This is a genomic window from Cocleimonas sp. KMM 6892 (genome assembly GCF_035798195.1).
In the GTDB taxonomy this organism is placed as follows: Bacteria; Pseudomonadota; Gammaproteobacteria; order Thiotrichales; family Thiotrichaceae; genus Cocleimonas; species Cocleimonas flava.
In genome coordinates this window covers 334,876-352,773 of sequence record NZ_JAPFBV010000005.1, presented here as the reverse complement: position 1 = coordinate 352,773, position 17,898 = coordinate 334,876, and the positions used below count along the sequence as shown (strand labels likewise).

Genomic DNA, 17,898 nt, shown 5'->3' with positions numbered 1-17,898 from the left:
TATGAAACAGCTGTTATGAATACGTGGTTACTTCCTGAGGGCATCAATGAGTCACTTCCTGATGATGCAGAAAAACTAGAAAAATTACGCCGTCAACTGGTAGACCGTTACGCAACATGGGGATACCGTTTGGTTATGCCACCAATGGTTGAGTACTTAGAGTCTTTACGAGCTGGCATGGGCACACAACTCGATTTACAAACGTTCAAAATTACTGATCAGCAAAATGGTCGGATGATGGGCGTGCGTGCAGATATGACACCTCAAATTGCGCGAATCGATGCACATCGAATCTCAAAAGGTGACGCCAAAGCATCAGTTAATCGCTTATGTTATATCGGAACGGTTTTAAGAACCCGCAGCGCACAACAGGGTGGTTCTCGATCGCCTGTACAAGTGGGTGCTGAGATTTTTGGTCACTCGGGCGTAGAGAGTGATTTCGAAATCATCTCATTAATGCTGGATACTCTACACAGCATCAATGTTACTGAGTTGGTGTTAGATATTGGACACGTGGGTGTCGTCAATGGCGTTGCTGAATACGCAGGTTTAACTAAAAACCAGCAGCAAAACTATTTTGATATGTTGTCTCGAAAGTCTATTCCGGAAATTAATGTCTGGGTAAAAGAACAAGGCTTATCAGATTCTGTAGGTGCAATGCTTGAAGCTCTTCCTATGCTGATTGGTTCTAATGACGTTATAGAAACAGCTAAAGAACGCTTGAAAGAAGCCGGCCAACCTGTTTTGGATGCGCTACAACATCTTGAAAATATTACTCAGCTAGTTAGCAATAACTTCCCTGAAATTAAAGTAAATATCGATTTGGCAGAAATGCGTGGTTATTCATACCACACTGGTATTATGTATACCGTTTATTTGCCTGGACGCGGTGAATCAATCGCTAACGGAGGCCGTTATGATGGTATTGGTGAAGCCTTCGGTAATAGTCGTCCGGCGATTGGTTTTAGTACTGATCTGCGAACCCTTGCTTCAATGATGAAGCATACAGAGATTAAGTCTGATGGGATCTTGGCGCCGTTTACACTTGATAAAGATCTGGATCAGCTAGTCACTGAACTACGCCAACAGGGTGAACGTGTAATACGTCAGTTAGATGAGAGTTCTACAGCATTTTCTGAACAGAAGGGCTGTAACCGAAAGATTGAAAAGCAAGGTGATAACTGGATAGTTGTTGCAAACTAAACCGCATCAGCATTAACCGCCTTATGCGTAAACGCTGATAAAGGCAGAAAAGTTAATCGCTAGCGAAAGAACATTATTGTGTTAGGTAAATAGTAAGGAATTGAGAAGATGGGAAAGAACGTTGTAGTGCTAGGAACCCAATGGGGTGACGAAGGTAAAGGTAAGATTGTTGATCTACTTACAGAAGACGCTTCAGCAGTAGTGCGCTTTCAGGGTGGTCACAATGCTGGTCATACCTTGGTTATAGATGGTAAGAAAACCGTACTACACCTTATCCCGTCTGGCGTTTTACGCGAAGGCGTGGAGTGTATTATCGGAAACGGCGTCGTGTTAGCCCCTGATGCATTATTAGAAGAACTAAAAATGCTCGAAGATGAAGGCGTACCAGCGAAAGAACGTCTTAAGCTTTCAGCAGGTTGCCAATTAATCCTTCCTTATCATGTTGCTCTGGATATGGCTCGTGAAACGGCACGTGGCAATAAGCCTATCGGCACAACCGGCCGTGGTATTGGCCCAGCTTACGAAGATAAAATTTCTCGTCGTGGTTTACGTTTAGGTGATTTGCTCGATACAGAGCGTTTTACTGAAAAGCTAAAAGAAGTGATGGAATATCATAACCACGCGCTTAAGCATTACTTTAAAGCAGAAGAAGTGAGCTACGAAAAAGTACTCGCTGAAAGTCTTGAGATGGCGGAAGTTATGCGTCCCATGGTGATTGATGTGCCTCACACATTGAGTAAAATGCGAAAAGCCGGCAAGAACATCATGTTCGAAGGTGCGCAAGGCACATTATTAGATATTGATCATGGTACTTACCCTTATGTAACTTCATCAAGCACCACAGCGGGTGGAGCATGTACGGGTTCTGGTGTGGGCCCAAAAGATTTGGATTACATTTTGGGTATTACTAAAGCTTACACAACACGTGTTGGTTCTGGTCCGTTTCCTACAGAATTATTTTGTGAAATTGGTAAGCACATTGCAGAAGTTGGCAAAGAGCAGGGCGCAACTACAGGTCGTGATAGACGTTGTGGATGGCTTGATGTAGTTGCACTTCGACGTGCAATGGAAATTAACAGCATCACTGGTGTTTGTGTGACCAAGATGGATGTACTTGATGATTTAGAAACCATTAAAATCTGTGTTGCTTATGAGTTAGATGGCGTGCAGATGGAAGTACCGCCGATTAATACGCCTGAATTTGCGCGTTGTACGCCAGTGTTTGAAGAAATGCCAGGTTGGCAAAGTAAGACCTTCGGCATCACCAAGTACGAAGATTTGCCAGAAAAAGCCAAAGCTTATTTAAATCGTATGTCTGAATTACTAGATACGCCGATTGATATCATTTCAACCGGTCCTGATCGTGATCATACGATGATTATGCGAAACCCTTACGAAGTTTAACGCTTCGTAACTAATGCCCTCTCTGGAGGGCATTTTTATTTCTGTTTTATTGTTTTTACCAAATTTAAAGTATCAATTTACTAGCAAGTACTCATTCAAATGCGCTTAGATAAACTACTCTCCAGTTCCACTGCTTTCACTCGTTCATTAGCCAAAGTTGCGATCAAAAAAGGCAAAGTAAAAGTTGATGGTGTGGTCGTCAAAAATCATGCCCAAAAAGTAGCTGAAGATGCTTTAGTTGAGTACATGGGCGTTAGTATTAAAAAGCCCAAGCCACAATACATTATGTTTCATAAGCCTGCGGGCGTGGTTTGTGCAAATAGCGATGAGGATCATGAAACGGTATTCGATTCATTGTTTCTGCCGCGAGTGGAGACTCTGCATATCGCAGGTCGTTTAGATATTGATACCACGGGACTTATTCTCATCACAGATGATGGCCAATGGTCGCATCGGGTCACTTCACCCAAACACAATCATGAAAAAAGTTATTTGATCGATTTGGATACGCCGATCACAGAGAAACAAATTCGAATATTAAGCGAAGGAGTGCAGCTCAAAGCTGAAGAAAAACGCTGTCTTCCTGCCCAAATTGAGGTGTTGTCAGAACTGAAAATCAGAATGACGATCACCGAAGGTAAATACCATCAAGTTAAGCGTATGATGGCTGCGGTTGGAAACCATGTGGAAAAATTGCACCGGGAACAGATTGGAAAGATCAAGCTCGATGAAAGCCTCAAAGAAAACCAGTGGCGCGAATTAACTGCAGAAGAGATTGAGCTAGTTTAAATAAAGGCCTGGCCCTGCATAAATTCTATTTACGTTTTCAAAGTGCAAAAACGTAATATCATTCAAAAGTAGGGGGGTGGCATTGGCTATTTTGTTCTGGTCTTTATTTAACTAAATCTAAATAGGAATAGCTAAGGCGCTACCAAACCTTCTTGTTTCAACACACTACCCTGAAAAAGATCTATAAAACGCTGTTGATGTCGGCGTAAGTATTTATCTTTTTTGTAGGCAATCTTGGTCGTTTCCCATGGAAATAATTTACTGAGGTCTCGCAATACTAAGTCACTGTCTTTATCTGTTACATAGGTCATATTAGCAATTACACCCACACCCATACCGCTGCGTACATAGGTTTTGATAACATCGGTGTCGGCTGCACTCAATACAATTTGAGGCTTTAATCCCGCTTTTTTAAAGGTTTCGTTGAACACTTCTCTACCGGTGAAGCCATGTACGTAGGTGACAATCGGATAGGTGCTGAGCTTTTCCAGGGTAATCTCATCACTCTCAAGCAAAGCGCTGTCTTTTAGGGTGATCAAACTTCTATTCCAGTTATAACTTGGCATACTCACAAGGTCCTTACTCTCGCTAAGCGCTTCAGTGCAAATGGCAAAATCAACTTCATCGTGAAGTGCTTTTGTAACCAGTTGTTGTGGTGTTCCCTGGTGGATTTGTAATTCAACCTCTGGATATTCCTGACTGAATGCTTTAATTACAGGGGGCAAAATATACTGAGCCTGAGTATGCGTGGTACCTATACGCAGCATGCCTTCGAACTCATTGATGTGATCATGAGCGATCTCCAGAATGCTATTGGCATTGGCTAGCGTGCGATAGGCATAAGCAACGATTTCATCACCTACAGGAGTTAAGCCTGCTAAACGTTTACCTTTGCGATTAAATAATTTAACCCCTATCTCTTCTTCGAGACGGCTAATTTGTTGCGATACAGCTGATTGCACCAAATGTAACTGGTCTGCGGCCTGACTGATATTTAAATTATTTTCGACAACTGATATCAGCGACTTAAGCTGTTTTAGATCCATTACCTTTCCTGTGTCTTCTATATCATATATTATGATATTAAATTAATTTTAATCATTTTACGTGAATAGAAGTCTACTGTAAATTTCACTCCAATATATTAATTCGAGCTGGACAACATTATGAGAGCTTCTACTTCACCATTAAAAACTACAGATGCGTTTATCTTGTCGCTGTTTGATGAAGATGAATTTATGACTAATCCAGATCTTTGGACGCGTTCAATTGCAGAGCAGTTAGCAGCGAATGCCGAGATTGATGAGCTAACCAAAGAGCATTGGGAAATCATCGAATTTATTCGTGATCGTTATATGCGTTTGGGCGCTATTCCACCGATGAGTCGTGTATGTAAGGCTTTCGGGCACGAAAGAGATGGCGTGCGTAAGTTATTTGGTGGTTGTTTACAGCTTTGGCAAATATCTGGATTACCTTACCCAGGTGAAGAAGCTAAAACCTATATGAATTAATTGCCACAGATAAGTGGCTGAAAGTAGGGGGGGGATGACTAAGTCATCCCTTTTTTTTGCATAAAGATTTACTTTTCAGAATTATTTATCTGACGTTAGCTAATACTTCTACAGAGTCTTGTCTGGATCTGGATATCTCTGAACGCTGCAAGGCAATAGCATCAAGTATTGGCATCGGGCGACCTATATAAAATCCTTGTATTTTGTTTACACCGAGCAGCCTCAGTGCATTATATTCTTCCTGAGTTTCTACGCCTTCTGCGATAATTTCTGCATTTGTTTCTTTTGCAAATGAGATTATTGCTGTCGCAAGCGCATGTCGGGCAGGGTCGACATTGACATCATGAATGATACTCGTATCAAGTTTGATAACATCTGGGGCTATTTCAAGAATATGCTGAAAACTGGCGTAACCTGCGCCCGCATCATCTATGGCTAATAGAATTCCTCTGTCACGAAGTGGTTTGAGTGCCTCGCGAAATTCAACATAGTCAGTAATAGGAGCATGCTCAGTAATTTCTAGAACGACTTTCTTTGGAGAAATCTCCTTAAGTGCCGTGGCTATCGCGCCATTTATTATATGTTCTGGTGATGTATTAATGGATACGTAGGTATCTTTTGGTAGCTGTTCAAGTTCCGTTGTGGCTTTCTTGATCGCCATGATCTCCAGATTCGCAGAAACTCCGACTTGTTTGGCCTCATTTATCCATACATCAGGAGTACGATAAGGGTTTGTCATTACGCGTAATGTTGACTCATATCCAGTTATTTTATCTTGCTGGATATCGTAAATGGGTTGATACACCATATTCAGTTTTGAAGGATCTAGGATTGAGATCACTCTATCGGTCATCTCTTTTTTCTCAAGATTAGATTTAATATTGCTGTCTATCTGTTTACCTGCGAGATCGGCAAATATACGCAACATGCTGAGTTCGCGTTCCCCTATGGTCTCATCTGTTTTGTGATTAAAACAACAGAAGGTCCCATAAATGCTACCATCTGCAATGCGGATAGGAACACCCATGTAATGACGAATAGAGAGTGCTGTCGTAACATCGAGTTTTTCTGTGATAGGGTTTTTTAACGTATCTGTAATATGTTCGGGTATCTCACCGTTTACAATTTTATGGCAATAAGTTTCGTTCACAGGGTCAGAGTCACCTGCTTTAATTACGCACGATTCTTTTTTCGAATCGATATATTTGAAAACGCGTTTACCTTGAGAAAACTCAGCGATAAAAGCAATATCCATATCAAGATGGGTGCGAATGGCGCTTAGAATTTGTTGCAAACCTTCAGAAACTGACTCGCGGTCTTTTCTGGCGTTAGCCAAGAGAAGCTCAGCCAAAATCTTTTTATTCACTAGGTATGTCCATTTTAAGTTATGGCACGATATTAAGTTAATACAGATGTCATATATACAGTTATCCGATGAATGCGTGTTTAACTTTATTTATAAACTCAATTACTTAGAAAGATTAATAAAAAAAGTGCCCCAAAGTAGGGGGGTGACTTAGATAATCTTTTTTGGCCAAATAGCCTGCTAACTTAAGTGGTTTTTTAAGACTCATAAGTCGAGATAGTTGCTTGCATTAGAATAATTGAATGCTTTTCATTCGCTCGGAATGATTTAATCGTCCAACATAGTGTATGACGCGTATAGCTTAGAGCACATGGTGATTTGTAAAATTTGATAAGCAGATAGCCACGATAGAACTGAACACTAAATATTAAACTTTGAATGTATAAAAACAGGATCGTTATAATGAGCAAAAAAGAATACACACCACCAAAAGTTTGGACATGGGATACTGAAAGTGGCGGTAAATGGGCAAGCATCAATCGCCCAATTGCAGGTGCAACGCACGAGAAAGTTTTGCCCGTAGGTGATAAGCCCCTGCAGTTATATTCACTAGGAACACCAAACGGTGTGAAGATAACGGTAATGCTGGAAGAACTGCTAGCACTAGGCACAGAAGGGGCAGAGTACGACCTACACATTATCGATATCGGCGAAGGCGAGCAATTCGGATCCGACTTTGTGAAGCTAAATCCGAATTCAAAAATTCCCGTATTGCTTGATCAATCAAAATCACCCCCGCAATCGGTGTTTGAATCTTGCGCAATTTTGCTCTATCTCGCAGAAAAATATCAAGCCTTATTGCCGGAAGACAGTGTTGACCGAATGGAATGCATTACCTGGTTGTTCTGGCAAGAAAGCAGCGCCTCTTTTCTTGGTGGTGGTTTTGGTCATTTCTACAAATATGCACCATACCCGATGGAGTATCCGATTGATCGTTATACCATGGAAACCAAGCGACAATTAGATGTGTTGGATCGTCATTTGGCTGAACGTGAATACATGTGCAAAAGCGGTTATTCAATCGCTGATATCGCTATCTGGTCGTGGTACGGACGTGTAGCACTGGGTGATGTTTATGATGCAACCGAATTTCTAGATACCGCTTCATACAAGAATGTGCTGAGATGGGCTGAGTCAATTCAACACAGAGAAGGAGTGAAGAAAGGACTTGAGTCTGCGTTGTGATAATTGATTAGAGACCCGCCGAGATTGGTTCACTAAATCGAAGGTCTCGGGATGCTCTGCTCGAACCCATTGGGGGTTCTCATACATCCGATTCGTTTCAAAATAAAAAAGCCCACTTCAACGAGTGGGCTTTTTTTGTATTTGGCGGAGAAGGAGGGATTCGAACCCTCGGTACCGGTAAAGGTACACACGCTTTCCAAGCGTGCTCCATCGGCCACTCGGACACTTCTCCGTATGCTTTGTAGCAAGGGTGCGCAGTTTATTCTGTTTTGATAAGTGTGACAAGTGAGATGTATTTTTTAGCACCCTTTGTATAGAAAAATAGCTTAGCCGAAGCTTTGCTGAGACAGCGTTGGAACATTGTGACGACGACCCGAAGGGTGAGGTTTTCATTTAATACTATAAAAAAAACCTCATAAAAGGTGGGGGGTGTCATTTTTCCTGTTAAAACGAGCATTATCAATAACTCATGTCTGGACGCTTCGTCATGCTTATGCAATTATTACCAGTCCTTTTTAACGATAGTTAAAGCATTTTCTCATGAATCAACAAAGCTCTAAAAATACCCCTGAATTAACTGAAAATTACCAGCAACTGCTCGATTATGTTCCAGTAGATGGCTTGTTGAAGGATCGCGTTATTTTAGTCACGGGTGCCGGTTCTGGTATTGGTAAAGAAATATCATTGGCGTATGCGCGTTTTGGTGCAACGGTGGTGTTATTGGGAAAAACACTGAAAGAACTGGAAGTCGTCTACGATGAGATTGAAGAGGCGGGATACCCTGAGCCCGCTATCTACCCATTGAATATGGAAGGTGCGGTGACAAAAGATTATCAGGATATGGCGACTACCATCGAAGATAAGCTGGGTGGGCTTGATGGTATTGCGTTAAATGCGGGTTGGTTGCCAGCGTTTATCCCATTCAAAGAATATGATCTTGAGTTATGGTCGAAAACGACAATGGTAAACTTACACGCTAACTTTTTAATCACTCAAGCGTGTTTGCCTTTACTTGAAGCCTCTAAAGATGCGGCGATTGTTTTCTCTGCGCATGATTCACGCAAAGCCTATAACGGTGCTTTTGGTATCGCTAAAGCGGGTTCACAGGCAATGATGGATATATTGGCTGATGAATATGATCTGCCGGATAATTTCATTCGTGTGAATAGCATCGATACAGGTCCAGTCGACACTCAAATGCGCCGCATGAATTTCCCGGGTGAAGATATGACACAGGTTGCAAAACCTAATGCTTTAGTCGGACCTTATTTGTACTTTATGGGTCCAGATGCAGGAAAACGAACCGGTGAGAAAATTACTTTTGGCAAACTATCCGTTGATACTAAATGGCCGGGTGCTTAAGCCTTTTTGCATAGGCTGCTTTAGTTATTACCACTTTTGCGCATTCTTTTACTCACATTCTAGTGACTCATGAAACAAGATAATATTTTCGCTAATAATCAAAAAGTCGTGGATTTCGCTTTTGACGATTCTGTGGCGGATGTGTTTCCTGACATGATTCGTCGATCTGTGCCTGGATATGAAACGGTCATTTCCTTACTAGGTGTTTACGCTGGTCAGTACGCCAAAGATAATAGCAATGTATATGATCTTGGTTGCTCCTTAGGCGCAGCGACTTTAGCGATGCACCGACAAACATCATCACGAAAGTTGAAGCATATTTGCATCGATAATTCTGAGGCAATGGTGAAACGCTGCCAATCTCGTTTGGCTCGTCACATGCCTGAGTCTGATTTAGACGTCCTGTGTGAAGATATCGAGAAATCAGAGATTAGCAATGCGTCTTTAGTGGTAATCAACTTTACTCTGCAGTTTCTTTCTCCTGAGTCGCGCTTAAGCTTATTGAAAAAAGTTTACGAGGGTATGTTGCCAGGCGGAGCGTTGATCTTATCTGAGAAAATTATTTTTGATAACGAGGAAGAGAATCAACAGCAAATCGAGTGGTATCACAATATGAAGCGCTCGAATGGCTATAGTGATCTTGAAATCAGCCAAAAACGTGCGGCTTTAGAAAATGTAATGATTCCTGATACCCTGGAACAACACCAGACCCGTTTGCAAGAAGCTGGTTTTTCTCAGTCTTACCAATGGTTTCAGAGCTTTAATTTTATCTCTCTAGTTGCTTTGAAATCCTAAGAAAGAATATAGTAATGTCCGAAAACATGATTGTTAATTTTGAAAGCTTGTATGCTGATCTGCAAGAGAATGACTTTGTCGAATGGCAAGAAGTACTCCCGCAGCAACTATCTGCTATTTTTGAAAAGCGACAACACGGCAAGAAGGAAGAGTGGGAAAGCATTCTTCAACAACTACCAGATATTCAGGCATCTAGTATTGATATTTCCGCGGATAAAGTAAGAATTGGTTCAGCTGAAGATTGCGATCATGAAACTAGTGAGTATTTGCTTTCACTGCTCAAAAAGTTACACCCCTGGCGCAAAGGTCCTTATGAATTATTTGGTATTCATATTGATACTGAATGGCATTCAGACTGGAAGTGGCAAAGAATTCAATCGCATTTAACGCCTTTGAAGAATCGACGGGTTTTAGATGTCGGTTGTGGTAATGGCTATCACATGTGGCGTATGTTGGCCGATGGTGCAAAGTTGGTGGTTGGTGCTGACCCTAGTCAGTTTTTTCTTGTGCAATTTCATACCTTAAAGAAATACGTAGGTGAAAAACCTATACATCTATTGCCCTTCAAAGGTGAAGAGTTGCCTGCATTCAGTAAGGTATATCAGGGCAAAGGCTTTGATACGGTATTTTCAATGGGGGTTTTGTATCATCGCGTTTCCCCCATCGAACACTTACAAGAACTCAGAAGTTTTTTACGCGCAGATGGCGAATTGGTATTAGAAACATTGGTCATCGAAGATGAATCAAATCAACAGAGCCATGAGTTGTTATTGCCCGAAGATCGTTATGCGAAAATGCGTAATGTCTGGTTTTTACCCACCCCCCCACTTTTAGTGAGAATGTTAGAAAGAGTGGGTTTTAAAAATGTACGGGTAGTCGATATAAACCAGACCAGTATTGAAGAGCAGCGCTCGACGGACTGGATGGAATTTGAGTCACTGCAAGATTTTCTTGATCCTGAAGATCATAATAAAACCATAGAAGGATATCCTGCCCCCAAAAGAGCGGTCGTTATCTGTAACCGTTAAGATGTTAGAGAATACGCCCAACGATTAAGGTGACCAAAAAAGTGCCTGTAAGTAGGGGGGTGACTTTTTATAATCACTATATCTACCCTTAAGCCCCAGTTTTTGATACTGTGTGCAAACTTAATAAAACCAAAAACAGATCAATCGATATGACTCAAATAATTGCCGTTGCTAATCAAAAAGGTGGTGTTGGTAAAACGACCACTAGCGTTAATTTGGCGGCCTCATTGGCGGTTATTAAGCGCCGTGTGTTAATTGTAGACATGGATCCTCAAGGTAATGCAACTACTGGTATTGGTTTAGATAAACACGAAATGCCGGTGTATTTAAGCGATGTTTTGCTGGGTGATGCAAAGGTTGATGAAGCGATTCAAACTATCCCCAATATGTCTGTGTCTGGTTTAGCGGGTGGTCCTGATCTAACTATTGCTGAACTTGAAATGATGAAAATGGGCGATCGTGAATACCGCCTGCAAAAAGTATTACAATCGGTAAAAGGTAATTACGATTACATCATTATAGACTGCCCACCTTCACTCAATATGTTGACGGTAAATGCTTTAGTTGCGGCAAATGGGGTGCTTATTCCCATGCAATGTGAGTATTATGCATTGGAAGGTCTTTCTGCATTGATTGGTTCGATAGAAACCATTCGTAGCAATTCGAACCCAAAGCTGGAAGTCATCGGACTTTTAAGAACGATGTACGATCCGCGTAATAATCTGTCGCGTGATGTTTCTAATCAATTGGCCCAGCACTTTTCTGATACCTTGTATAATACCTCGATTCCGCGCAATATTCGTTTGGCAGAGGCGCCAAGTCATGGTTTGCCAGCATTGATGTATGATAAGCGATCAAGTGGCGCATTGGCTTATTTAGCGCTTGCAGCTGAAGTCATCCGTAAAGAATCATCGCGACAAGCCGCTTGATAGTAGTTGTTTAAGTCAGTCTAATAATCTTCGATAGGGAATTTGATAATGGTAAAAAAACCAGGACTAGGTCGTGGCTTAGATATGCTACTAAGTTCGGCTGTAAAAGATGATGCTGCAAATAAAGACAGCGAACTAAAGAAACTACCCGTTGAAAAAATCAGAAAAGGTGAGTATCAGCCACGCTTATCTATTGACCCAGATGCGCTTCAAGAGCTTGCCGAGTCGATCAAAGCACAAGGATTAGTTCAACCTATAGTCGTTCGTAGAATCGATGGCGGTGAATATGAGCTGATAGCTGGCGAACGTCGCTGGCGTGCGTCTCAAATAGCGGGTATGCATACCATTCCTGCGATTGTCCGAGATATTCCTGATCAGGCTGCTGCAGCAATGTCTTTGATTGAGAATATTCAACGTGAAGACCTTAATCCACTGGAAGAAGCGATTGCAATGAGCCGTTTGATTGCAGACTTTGGTTTGACACATCAGCAGACGGCGGAATCAGTAGGTCGCTCCAGAGCCGCTGTCAGTAATCTATTACGCTTGCTTGATCTTGAAGAAACTACCAAAGAATTATTAGACACAGGTAAACTTGATATGGGCCATGCGCGAGCGTTGTTGGCTTTATCAGGTGCGAAACAGGTTGAAACGGCACATATTGTTGCAAAGAAAGAACTGTCTGTAAGAGAGACTGAAAAGCTGGTAAAGAAAATAGCAAACCCCGAGCTAGCTGCAGATAAAAAGACGCCCGTGAAGAAAGCCCTGGAAGTGCAGAAGCTTGAAGAGTCCTTATCGCAAACTTTGGGTGCTCAGGTTGCCATTCAGTATAACAATAAGGGCAAAGGTAAACTGGTTGTTGAATACAATAATCTAGATGAGCTCGACGGTATTCTTGAACATATAAAATAAACAAAGGTTGTTTAGATAACTCATAACACTTATGGACGCAGAAATTTTATTTCTTATGTTGGAAAAGGATGAGTCTGAGTTTTTGGCTTATGCTAATGATTATTGCGATTCTATCGATATAAAAGAAGTCACTTCAGAGTTATATGTTGGTGACTGTAAACTACTGTTTACCCATTCTGTTTTAGACAATGAAACCTTGTTTTGTGGCAAGTTAGAAATCAGGTTAGGGCGCGAAGAGTACAACTGCACAGACCATGCAAAAGCGATGTCGGTCTTTAGAAAATTAAGAAATTATATTAAGAAAGGCTATTGGAGTCGTTTGGCATACAATCATCAAAACAAAAAAGGAAAATTAACGCCATCTCGAAATCACTGGCTTGGTCCTGTAGCTAAAAAGTGGAAAGAGGAAGACCCTTCAAATCATATTTTAAAGTTATCCAAAACAAGCTGGATGATATTTGATATTGGTTTTTAGGTAACTGATTTCATTAGAATGCAGTTAGCATTAAAATTCAGCAACAATACTCGATGCGTTGAGTGAAAACTTAGAAGCAGCAACCACTCTTACCGGTTTAGAGAATAGGTAACCCTGAACAGAGTCTGCGCCTAAACTTCTAACCAGATTTAACTGCTCAAGGGTTTCAACACCTTCAACAACAGACTTTACCCCAAGACGTTTTACCAGTGAGATGGCAGATTCTAAAATCGCTTTGTTACCATCGCTCGCACTGAGTAACAAACTTCTATCTATCTTTACACTATCTACGGGCAAAATAGATAAGCGGCCAAGGGAAGAATAGCCCGTGCCAAAGTCATCGATAGAAATTGAAAAACCATTCGCTTTTAATAGATTGATCGCTGGGATTAAGTGATCTGTAGGGATATCTCCATCTTCAGTGACTTCAATACAGAAACGTTCTGTGGGTAGATTTGCATTATGGAAAGAGCTGATAAATTCGTTCAGTGTATCGGTATTATTCAGCATATAGGGTGGTACATTAACGTTGATATCTACTTTCGGTAGTTTTTCAAAGTTCTCAGCGACCATATTAATACACACTTTTGTGAGCCCAGTTAACAAGCCATAAGCTTTTGCCTGATCAAGAAATTGGCTAGGACGTAGAAGTCCATGTTCATCAGACTGCACGCGAATTAATAATTCCAGTGCTTTAAGAGAACCATCTTTCAGATTATAAATAGGCTGAAAATGAATAGGTAAATAGTTTTGATCTATCGAGCTTTGTAATATCTCTCTAAGTTCTAGTCTCGGGAGATTATCATTATAATTAACGGAAAGTGGATTTTCTCTTTCCTTATATAAAGTAAAATCTTTGTGTAATTCTCTAGCTTCCTTTAACGCAAGCTCAGATTGTCTAACTAATTTTTCTGGTTTGATGGGATGTTTACTGTGGCTGGCTCCAAAAGTTAAGGGAACTGCAACTCTCTTGCCGGAGACCATATCCCATATGCCTAATTCTTGTTGGAGTTTTGCATAAACTTTATATATATGTTCTTGAGGAGCCTGGAAGACTGCTAAAAAACTATCGCTACCGATACGAGCAACAAATAAGACATCACTGAGATTTTTTAGTCTTTTGCCTAAGCTTATTAATACATTGTCTCCAAATTGCCTTTCGTGCATATCATTGATCGATTTGAAGTCTTCAATATTAAGGGTGAAAACCAACATATTTTCTTTGTCATCTATTAAATGACGTATACCTAAATAATTAGGTAACCCCGTTAATGCATCAGTAAATGCGATTGATTTTAATTTCTTGCGTTGTTTTTCGTAATTTCTGAGTAGCACTGAGATTCGTAAAATAACAATTAGACTTAGTGTTGCTCCGACAATGGCTAATAAGTAAGGATCTAGAGGAGTAAGATTAAATTTCCATCTATAAATTACGCCTATTGGAGTAACCAATAATGCAAGAATTGAAGAACTCCAGAGAAACTTTAAACCCAGAACCTTTGCTTTATTAGGGTCATAATTGTAATTATAGTTTTCAGTGAGTATGTGTAGAAAAGCTAAGACGCCAGCAAATTTGTAACAAAACCATTCAATGTCGTTTACTGCTTCGCTGTTACCAAAATAACCGATGCTGTTGAATGCATTGACTAATAAGTAGGTAGATAGCGTTAATATCATAATGGCGCTTATAAGATCTTTGATTTTAAATGAAATCAGAAGTCGTAGATTTACAAGAAGAAGACCTATCAGCACTGCTACTAAAAACGCATGCGAAAACTGAAGTTGTTGGTATAAGGTGAGATCTTTAAGTGCAAACTGCAGTAGGTTTGGAGATAATATGAATAAGAAACAAATTACCGAAAATAGGCACAATATGAAATCAATGGCGAAGCCATTTATACGATAATTCGATTCTATTCGTAACAGTAAGCTTAAGCTGAAAAGACTTAAAATGCCTATGCCAATTTCTTTTAGCCATTCATTCTTAAAGAATGAGGCATCAAATCCCAAGTATGGTAACGAAGATAAAATATCCTCTGCTACGAGAATTAAAATAGCAAAAACAAAAATTCCCCAGGGATAGAGAGGTTTTTTGTGGATAAAAATGGCTATTAAAAGAGGGATGGCTGTGAAAGTAGCCAGTAGGATATTAAAAAAGTGCTTTATTTCTGAGCCGTTTGTAAAGAAAGCTATGCAAATCGCAGTAGCAAAAAGAGCAAAAGCATAAAATTGCCAGAAAGCTGACAGCCCTGCATCTTTGACTTCACTAGAAATTTGAGTAATTTTCATTTACAGTTTTAGCAGTTATTTAGACGTTGTTATTTTTATAATTACTCAGCTTTTCAACTGATTGGAAACTTCTAAAATATAGTTACAAAAGCCTTTTAGTGGCTTTTGTTAGAATGCAGCTTTTTTTATATTCTATTTATAATTATATCGAGTTAATTTATTTTTTACTTTTATGCAAGAGAGTTTAAATCAATATAAAAATTATTTTCAATATATCTGACGAGTTGCACTTTTATTATTAGATTTTTATTTATTATCAGTTTTTTATTAAAACTGTTTTTGTATTTCTTCTTTTATTTTATCCCTAATAATTCTTTTTAATTCTTGAGTATCATTTTTTTGAGCGTTCCTATTTGCTGGAGCAGGGCTGTTTGACGCAATCGTAAATGTTTGAATGGTTGTTTCACCGGAAGCTACTCTAACCACTTCGCTGCCACTGAGGCCTCTGTAATTAACACTGACTGTGTGTCTTATAGGTGCTAATTCAAATTCACCTATTGAGACACCGTTTGCTCGTGCAACGATTCTGCCTCGCATGTCTTTGACAAGTAGATTGCCTTTTAGGGGACGGCCAGCTTCATCAATGATCCTGCTCCTCAAGAGTCCTTTGCGAACTCCAAAGTCACTTGTTCTAAAAATCAAACGTGTATTTTGATTTTCTCTGATTGTTACATTTTGACTGCGACGTTGATTTTTATGAATTGCAGTAACGACGTATTGGCCTGTATCTAATTTAAAATTTCCTGATTTGACACTGGTTAGCTCAACTATTTTTTTACCTGCTTTTGTAGCGACTATAAAATGGGTATTTAAATTTTGATTTGATCCGTTTTGATTATTATCCGCTTGCATTAAAACGTTTAAAAATCCACTTGGAATAATGCCATTATTTACGGGTTTAGCGGGTTTTTGAGGGGCAGGAGTTGCAGACCTTTCTGTGGTGTCAGGCGCTGTCAGATTATCCATCAAAAAGGTTTCGTTTAATTGCTGATTAGCCGAAATACGAATGGTTTTAACGTTGTTTTTTCTGTTCTTTGATCGAACAGTAATTTTATATACGCCTGGTGCTAGCTCAAAAGTACCTGAGTCTACATAGATTTTTTTATCTAGATGCTGACCGGCTGGGGTTTGAATGTAAATATTTGATTTTATCGGTCTGTTATCTGCAGCATTTCTAGCAAGAATGGTTATGCTGGCGTTTTGAACCGCAGCTTCATCTGCTTCTGGAACAGGTTCAATAGCGGGTTGTGTATCAACTTGGTTAGTTTCTTGTTGAGGTTCTACTGCTTTAATTGTGACATTTTCTGTAATTTGGATGCCATTATCACTAGAGTTTCCAGAGGTTTCGGTATCATCGGATACATTGGTAGTAGACGTTTCCGTGGTATTGACGGCAACTTGAGGCGCATCGAAGCGAAAAATCTCACTCAATGATTGTCCTGCTATTACTCTTATATTCTTATTGGATTGTCCGGTTGGACCTGCAACACGAATCTTATAATTGCCTTGTGCCAGTGAAATTTCAGTTTTAGTCACTGATTTTAACTCTTGTACCAGATTTCCTTGAACATCAGAAATCGTAATATCAGCATTCACAGGGGTGCTGGAGCGAGTATCAAAAACCCTGATTAAAACACGTCCCTGTGCAGCAGCTTCTTGAAGCTTAAACGTTTCCTGTGTTGATTCGCCTGCCTCTACGACAACGGTTCTAAAGTCGCTTATGCTGCCACTTCTTACGGTTACTTTATAACTACCTGCATTCAGTTTGAAAAGGCTGTTTGTCACATTGTTTCTGGTAGCGACGGTCTCTCCATTGTCTTTTTGAACGATGAAATTTGATCTAACGGCTTTATTTCCAGCACTCGTTGAAACAGCAGATACTTGCAATATCCCAATGGTCAGTGGTGGTTTAAGTTCGAAAACCTGATCGGTTTTAGAGTCGGCACTAATCGATAGTTGCTGGGTCTTTTCTACCGTTGGAATCGGTCTATCGGATGGTGTAGCAGCGGGTGTTAAAGTCGCTGTTATTTTATATTCACCCACAGGTAGTTTATACGTGGCTGTATTTACATTACTTGTCTTTGCAACTTCAGTATTTTCTTTATTCAAAATGACAAAAGAAGCGTTAAGTTTTTCTTTATTGTCTGGATTGATCGAACTGACGGTAAGCATGCCGAATTGAATTTCTTCAGGTTTCTCCGGTTCTTCCTCTTCTAAAACAGGTTTGTCCGCATCTATAGTGGAGTCCACAATTTCGTCAGCGTTTGTTTTTTCTTGATTAGAAGTGAGTTGCCCAGATTGTTCAGCATTATTATTGGTATTGTTATCTGAGTTTTCGGTGTTTGTTGAATTTTGCGGATTAATGCTAATAGAGGGGGCTGGAATATTCGAAGAGTCTCTGCTTGTTGAATTGTTGATGTTGGTATAGTCATCTGGGGATTTACTTTTATCTAATAAGCTCATTGTTCCTACAATGGCTAATATTAGGACAATGCCAATCATGATGCCTTTTAATAACTGAGACATTCCTCCAGAGCTACTCATAAACAATCCTGTTTAAGTGATTTTTTAAAGAGCAAATAATACAACATTTCGCTTGAAAAGTTATTAATTGACCATACATTTTTGACATCTTTTATTAGAACTACCATAG

Annotated in this window: 15 protein-coding genes and 1 tRNA gene; 11 read left to right on the top strand and 5 right to left on the bottom strand. The window is 40.1% G+C overall.

Translation table 11 applies throughout. From position 1 onward, the window contains the following. Positions 1-15 precede the first annotated feature (15 nt). From OO007_RS15480 to OO007_RS15470, 3 genes are all read left to right on the top strand, one after another. A complete protein-coding gene (locus OO007_RS15480) occupies positions 16-1,203 on the top strand; it encodes an ATP phosphoribosyltransferase regulatory subunit (protein WP_325809474.1) in 1,188 nt (395 codons plus the stop codon). 108 nt (positions 1,204-1,311) lie between these two features. Further along, positions 1,312-2,607: an adenylosuccinate synthase gene (locus OO007_RS15475; RefSeq protein WP_325809473.1), complete on the top strand. Its 1,296-nt coding sequence runs from the start codon at positions 1,312-1,314 to the stop codon at positions 2,605-2,607. 99 nt (positions 2,608-2,706) lie between these two features. Further along, positions 2,707-3,396 carry a 16S rRNA pseudouridine(516) synthase gene (locus OO007_RS15470; protein WP_131906986.1) on the top strand — a complete coding sequence of 230 codons (690 nt, stop codon included), beginning with the start codon at positions 2,707-2,709 and terminating at the stop codon, positions 3,394-3,396. Between the two features lie 131 nt (positions 3,397-3,527). Here the strand turns inward: OO007_RS15470 and OO007_RS15465 are convergent, their stop codons facing one another. Next, positions 3,528-4,442, bottom strand: coding sequence for a LysR substrate-binding domain-containing protein (locus tag OO007_RS15465; protein ID WP_325809472.1), 915 nt, complete (start codon positions 4,440-4,442; stop codon positions 3,528-3,530). A 120-nt stretch (positions 4,443-4,562) separates the two neighbouring features. On the opposite strand from OO007_RS15465, the gene OO007_RS15460 reads away from it, so the two are divergent. Continuing rightward, entirely contained in the window at positions 4,563-4,907 is a 345-nt protein-coding gene (locus tag OO007_RS15460) for a TusE/DsrC/DsvC family sulfur relay protein (protein WP_131906984.1), read from the top strand. Between the two features lie 85 nt (positions 4,908-4,992). Here the strand turns inward: OO007_RS15460 and OO007_RS15455 are convergent, their stop codons facing one another. Beyond that, positions 4,993-6,273 carry a sensor domain-containing phosphodiesterase gene (locus tag OO007_RS15455; protein ID WP_325809471.1) on the bottom strand — a complete coding sequence of 427 codons (1,281 nt, stop codon included), beginning with the start codon at positions 6,271-6,273 and terminating at the stop codon, positions 4,993-4,995. Between the two features lie 402 nt (positions 6,274-6,675). Here OO007_RS15455 and yghU point away from each other — a divergent pair, with 402 nt between their 5' ends. Further along, positions 6,676-7,458: a glutathione-dependent disulfide-bond oxidoreductase gene (yghU, locus tag OO007_RS15450; RefSeq protein ID WP_325809470.1), complete on the top strand. Its 783-nt coding sequence runs from the start codon at positions 6,676-6,678 to the stop codon at positions 7,456-7,458. A 142-nt stretch (positions 7,459-7,600) separates the two neighbouring features. On the opposite strand, the gene OO007_RS15445 is transcribed toward yghU, so the two are convergent. Next, positions 7,601-7,690: transfer RNA gene (locus tag OO007_RS15445), tRNA-Ser, on the bottom strand. 308 nt (positions 7,691-7,998) lie between these two features. On the opposite strand from OO007_RS15445, the gene OO007_RS15440 reads away from it, so the two are divergent. The 6 genes from OO007_RS15440 to OO007_RS15415 all read left to right on the top strand — a co-directional run bounded on the left by OO007_RS15440 (position 7,999) and on the right by OO007_RS15415 (position 12,956). Further along, a complete protein-coding gene (locus OO007_RS15440) occupies positions 7,999-8,820 on the top strand; it encodes an SDR family NAD(P)-dependent oxidoreductase (RefSeq protein WP_325809469.1) in 822 nt (273 codons plus the stop codon). Positions 8,821-8,889: 69 nt separating this feature from the next. Next, a complete protein-coding gene (gene cmoA / locus OO007_RS15435; protein WP_131906981.1) occupies positions 8,890-9,615 on the top strand; it encodes a carboxy-S-adenosyl-L-methionine synthase CmoA in 726 nt (241 codons plus the stop codon). Between the two features lie 14 nt (positions 9,616-9,629). Continuing rightward, entirely contained in the window at positions 9,630-10,643 is a 1,014-nt protein-coding gene (gene cmoB / locus OO007_RS15430) for a tRNA 5-methoxyuridine(34)/uridine 5-oxyacetic acid(34) synthase CmoB (protein WP_325809468.1), read from the top strand. A gap of 149 nt (positions 10,644-10,792) precedes the next feature. Next, positions 10,793-11,572, top strand: coding sequence for a ParA family protein (locus OO007_RS15425; RefSeq protein WP_131906980.1), 780 nt, complete (start codon positions 10,793-10,795; stop codon positions 11,570-11,572). Between the two features lie 48 nt (positions 11,573-11,620). Further along, positions 11,621-12,481 carry a ParB/RepB/Spo0J family partition protein gene (locus tag OO007_RS15420; RefSeq protein WP_131906979.1) on the top strand — a complete coding sequence of 287 codons (861 nt, stop codon included), beginning with the start codon at positions 11,621-11,623 and terminating at the stop codon, positions 12,479-12,481. Between the two features lie 31 nt (positions 12,482-12,512). Further along, positions 12,513-12,956 carry a hypothetical protein gene (locus OO007_RS15415; RefSeq protein ID WP_131906978.1) on the top strand — a complete coding sequence of 148 codons (444 nt, stop codon included), beginning with the start codon at positions 12,513-12,515 and terminating at the stop codon, positions 12,954-12,956. Between the two features lie 30 nt (positions 12,957-12,986). On the opposite strand, the gene OO007_RS15410 is transcribed toward OO007_RS15415, so the two are convergent. Together OO007_RS15410 and OO007_RS15405 are read right to left on the bottom strand one after the other, a co-directional pair. Continuing rightward, positions 12,987-15,245, bottom strand: coding sequence for a bifunctional diguanylate cyclase/phosphodiesterase (locus OO007_RS15410; protein WP_325809467.1), 2,259 nt, complete (start codon positions 15,243-15,245; stop codon positions 12,987-12,989). A 267-nt stretch (positions 15,246-15,512) separates the two neighbouring features. Continuing rightward, a complete protein-coding gene (locus OO007_RS15405; RefSeq protein ID WP_325809466.1) occupies positions 15,513-17,789 on the bottom strand; it encodes a hypothetical protein in 2,277 nt (758 codons plus the stop codon). Positions 17,790-17,898: the final 109 nt, after the last annotated feature.

Excerpts from the sequence above, each read along its gene's own strand:
- OO007_RS15415 (WP_131906978.1), top strand. The coding sequence starts at position 12,513 with ATGGACGCAGAAATTTTATTTCTTATGTTGGAAAAGGATGAGTCTGAG.
- cmoB (WP_325809468.1), top strand. The coding sequence starts at position 9,630 with ATGTCCGAAAACATGATTGTTAATTTTGAAAGCTTGTATGCTGATCTG.
- OO007_RS15480 (WP_325809474.1), top strand. The coding sequence starts at position 16 with ATGAATACGTGGTTACTTCCTGAGGGCATCAATGAGTCACTTCCTGAT.
- OO007_RS15410 (WP_325809467.1), bottom strand. The coding sequence starts at position 15,245 with ATGAAAATTACTCAAATTTCTAGTGAAGTCAAAGATGCAGGGCTGTCA.
- OO007_RS15460 (WP_131906984.1), top strand. The coding sequence starts at position 4,563 with ATGAGAGCTTCTACTTCACCATTAAAAACTACAGATGCGTTTATCTTG.
- OO007_RS15420 (WP_131906979.1), top strand. The coding sequence starts at position 11,621 with ATGGTAAAAAAACCAGGACTAGGTCGTGGCTTAGATATGCTACTAAGT.
- OO007_RS15440 (WP_325809469.1), top strand. The coding sequence starts at position 7,999 with ATGAATCAACAAAGCTCTAAAAATACCCCTGAATTAACTGAAAATTAC.
- OO007_RS15405 (WP_325809466.1), bottom strand. The coding sequence starts at position 17,789 with ATGAGTAGCTCTGGAGGAATGTCTCAGTTATTAAAAGGCATCATGATT.
- OO007_RS15475 (WP_325809473.1), top strand. The coding sequence starts at position 1,312 with ATGGGAAAGAACGTTGTAGTGCTAGGAACCCAATGGGGTGACGAAGGT.
- cmoA (WP_131906981.1), top strand. The coding sequence starts at position 8,890 with ATGAAACAAGATAATATTTTCGCTAATAATCAAAAAGTCGTGGATTTC.
- OO007_RS15470 (WP_131906986.1), top strand. The coding sequence starts at position 2,707 with ATGCGCTTAGATAAACTACTCTCCAGTTCCACTGCTTTCACTCGTTCA.
- yghU (WP_325809470.1), top strand. The coding sequence starts at position 6,676 with ATGAGCAAAAAAGAATACACACCACCAAAAGTTTGGACATGGGATACT.
- OO007_RS15465 (WP_325809472.1), bottom strand. The coding sequence starts at position 4,442 with ATGGATCTAAAACAGCTTAAGTCGCTGATATCAGTTGTCGAAAATAAT.
- OO007_RS15425 (WP_131906980.1), top strand. The coding sequence starts at position 10,793 with ATGACTCAAATAATTGCCGTTGCTAATCAAAAAGGTGGTGTTGGTAAA.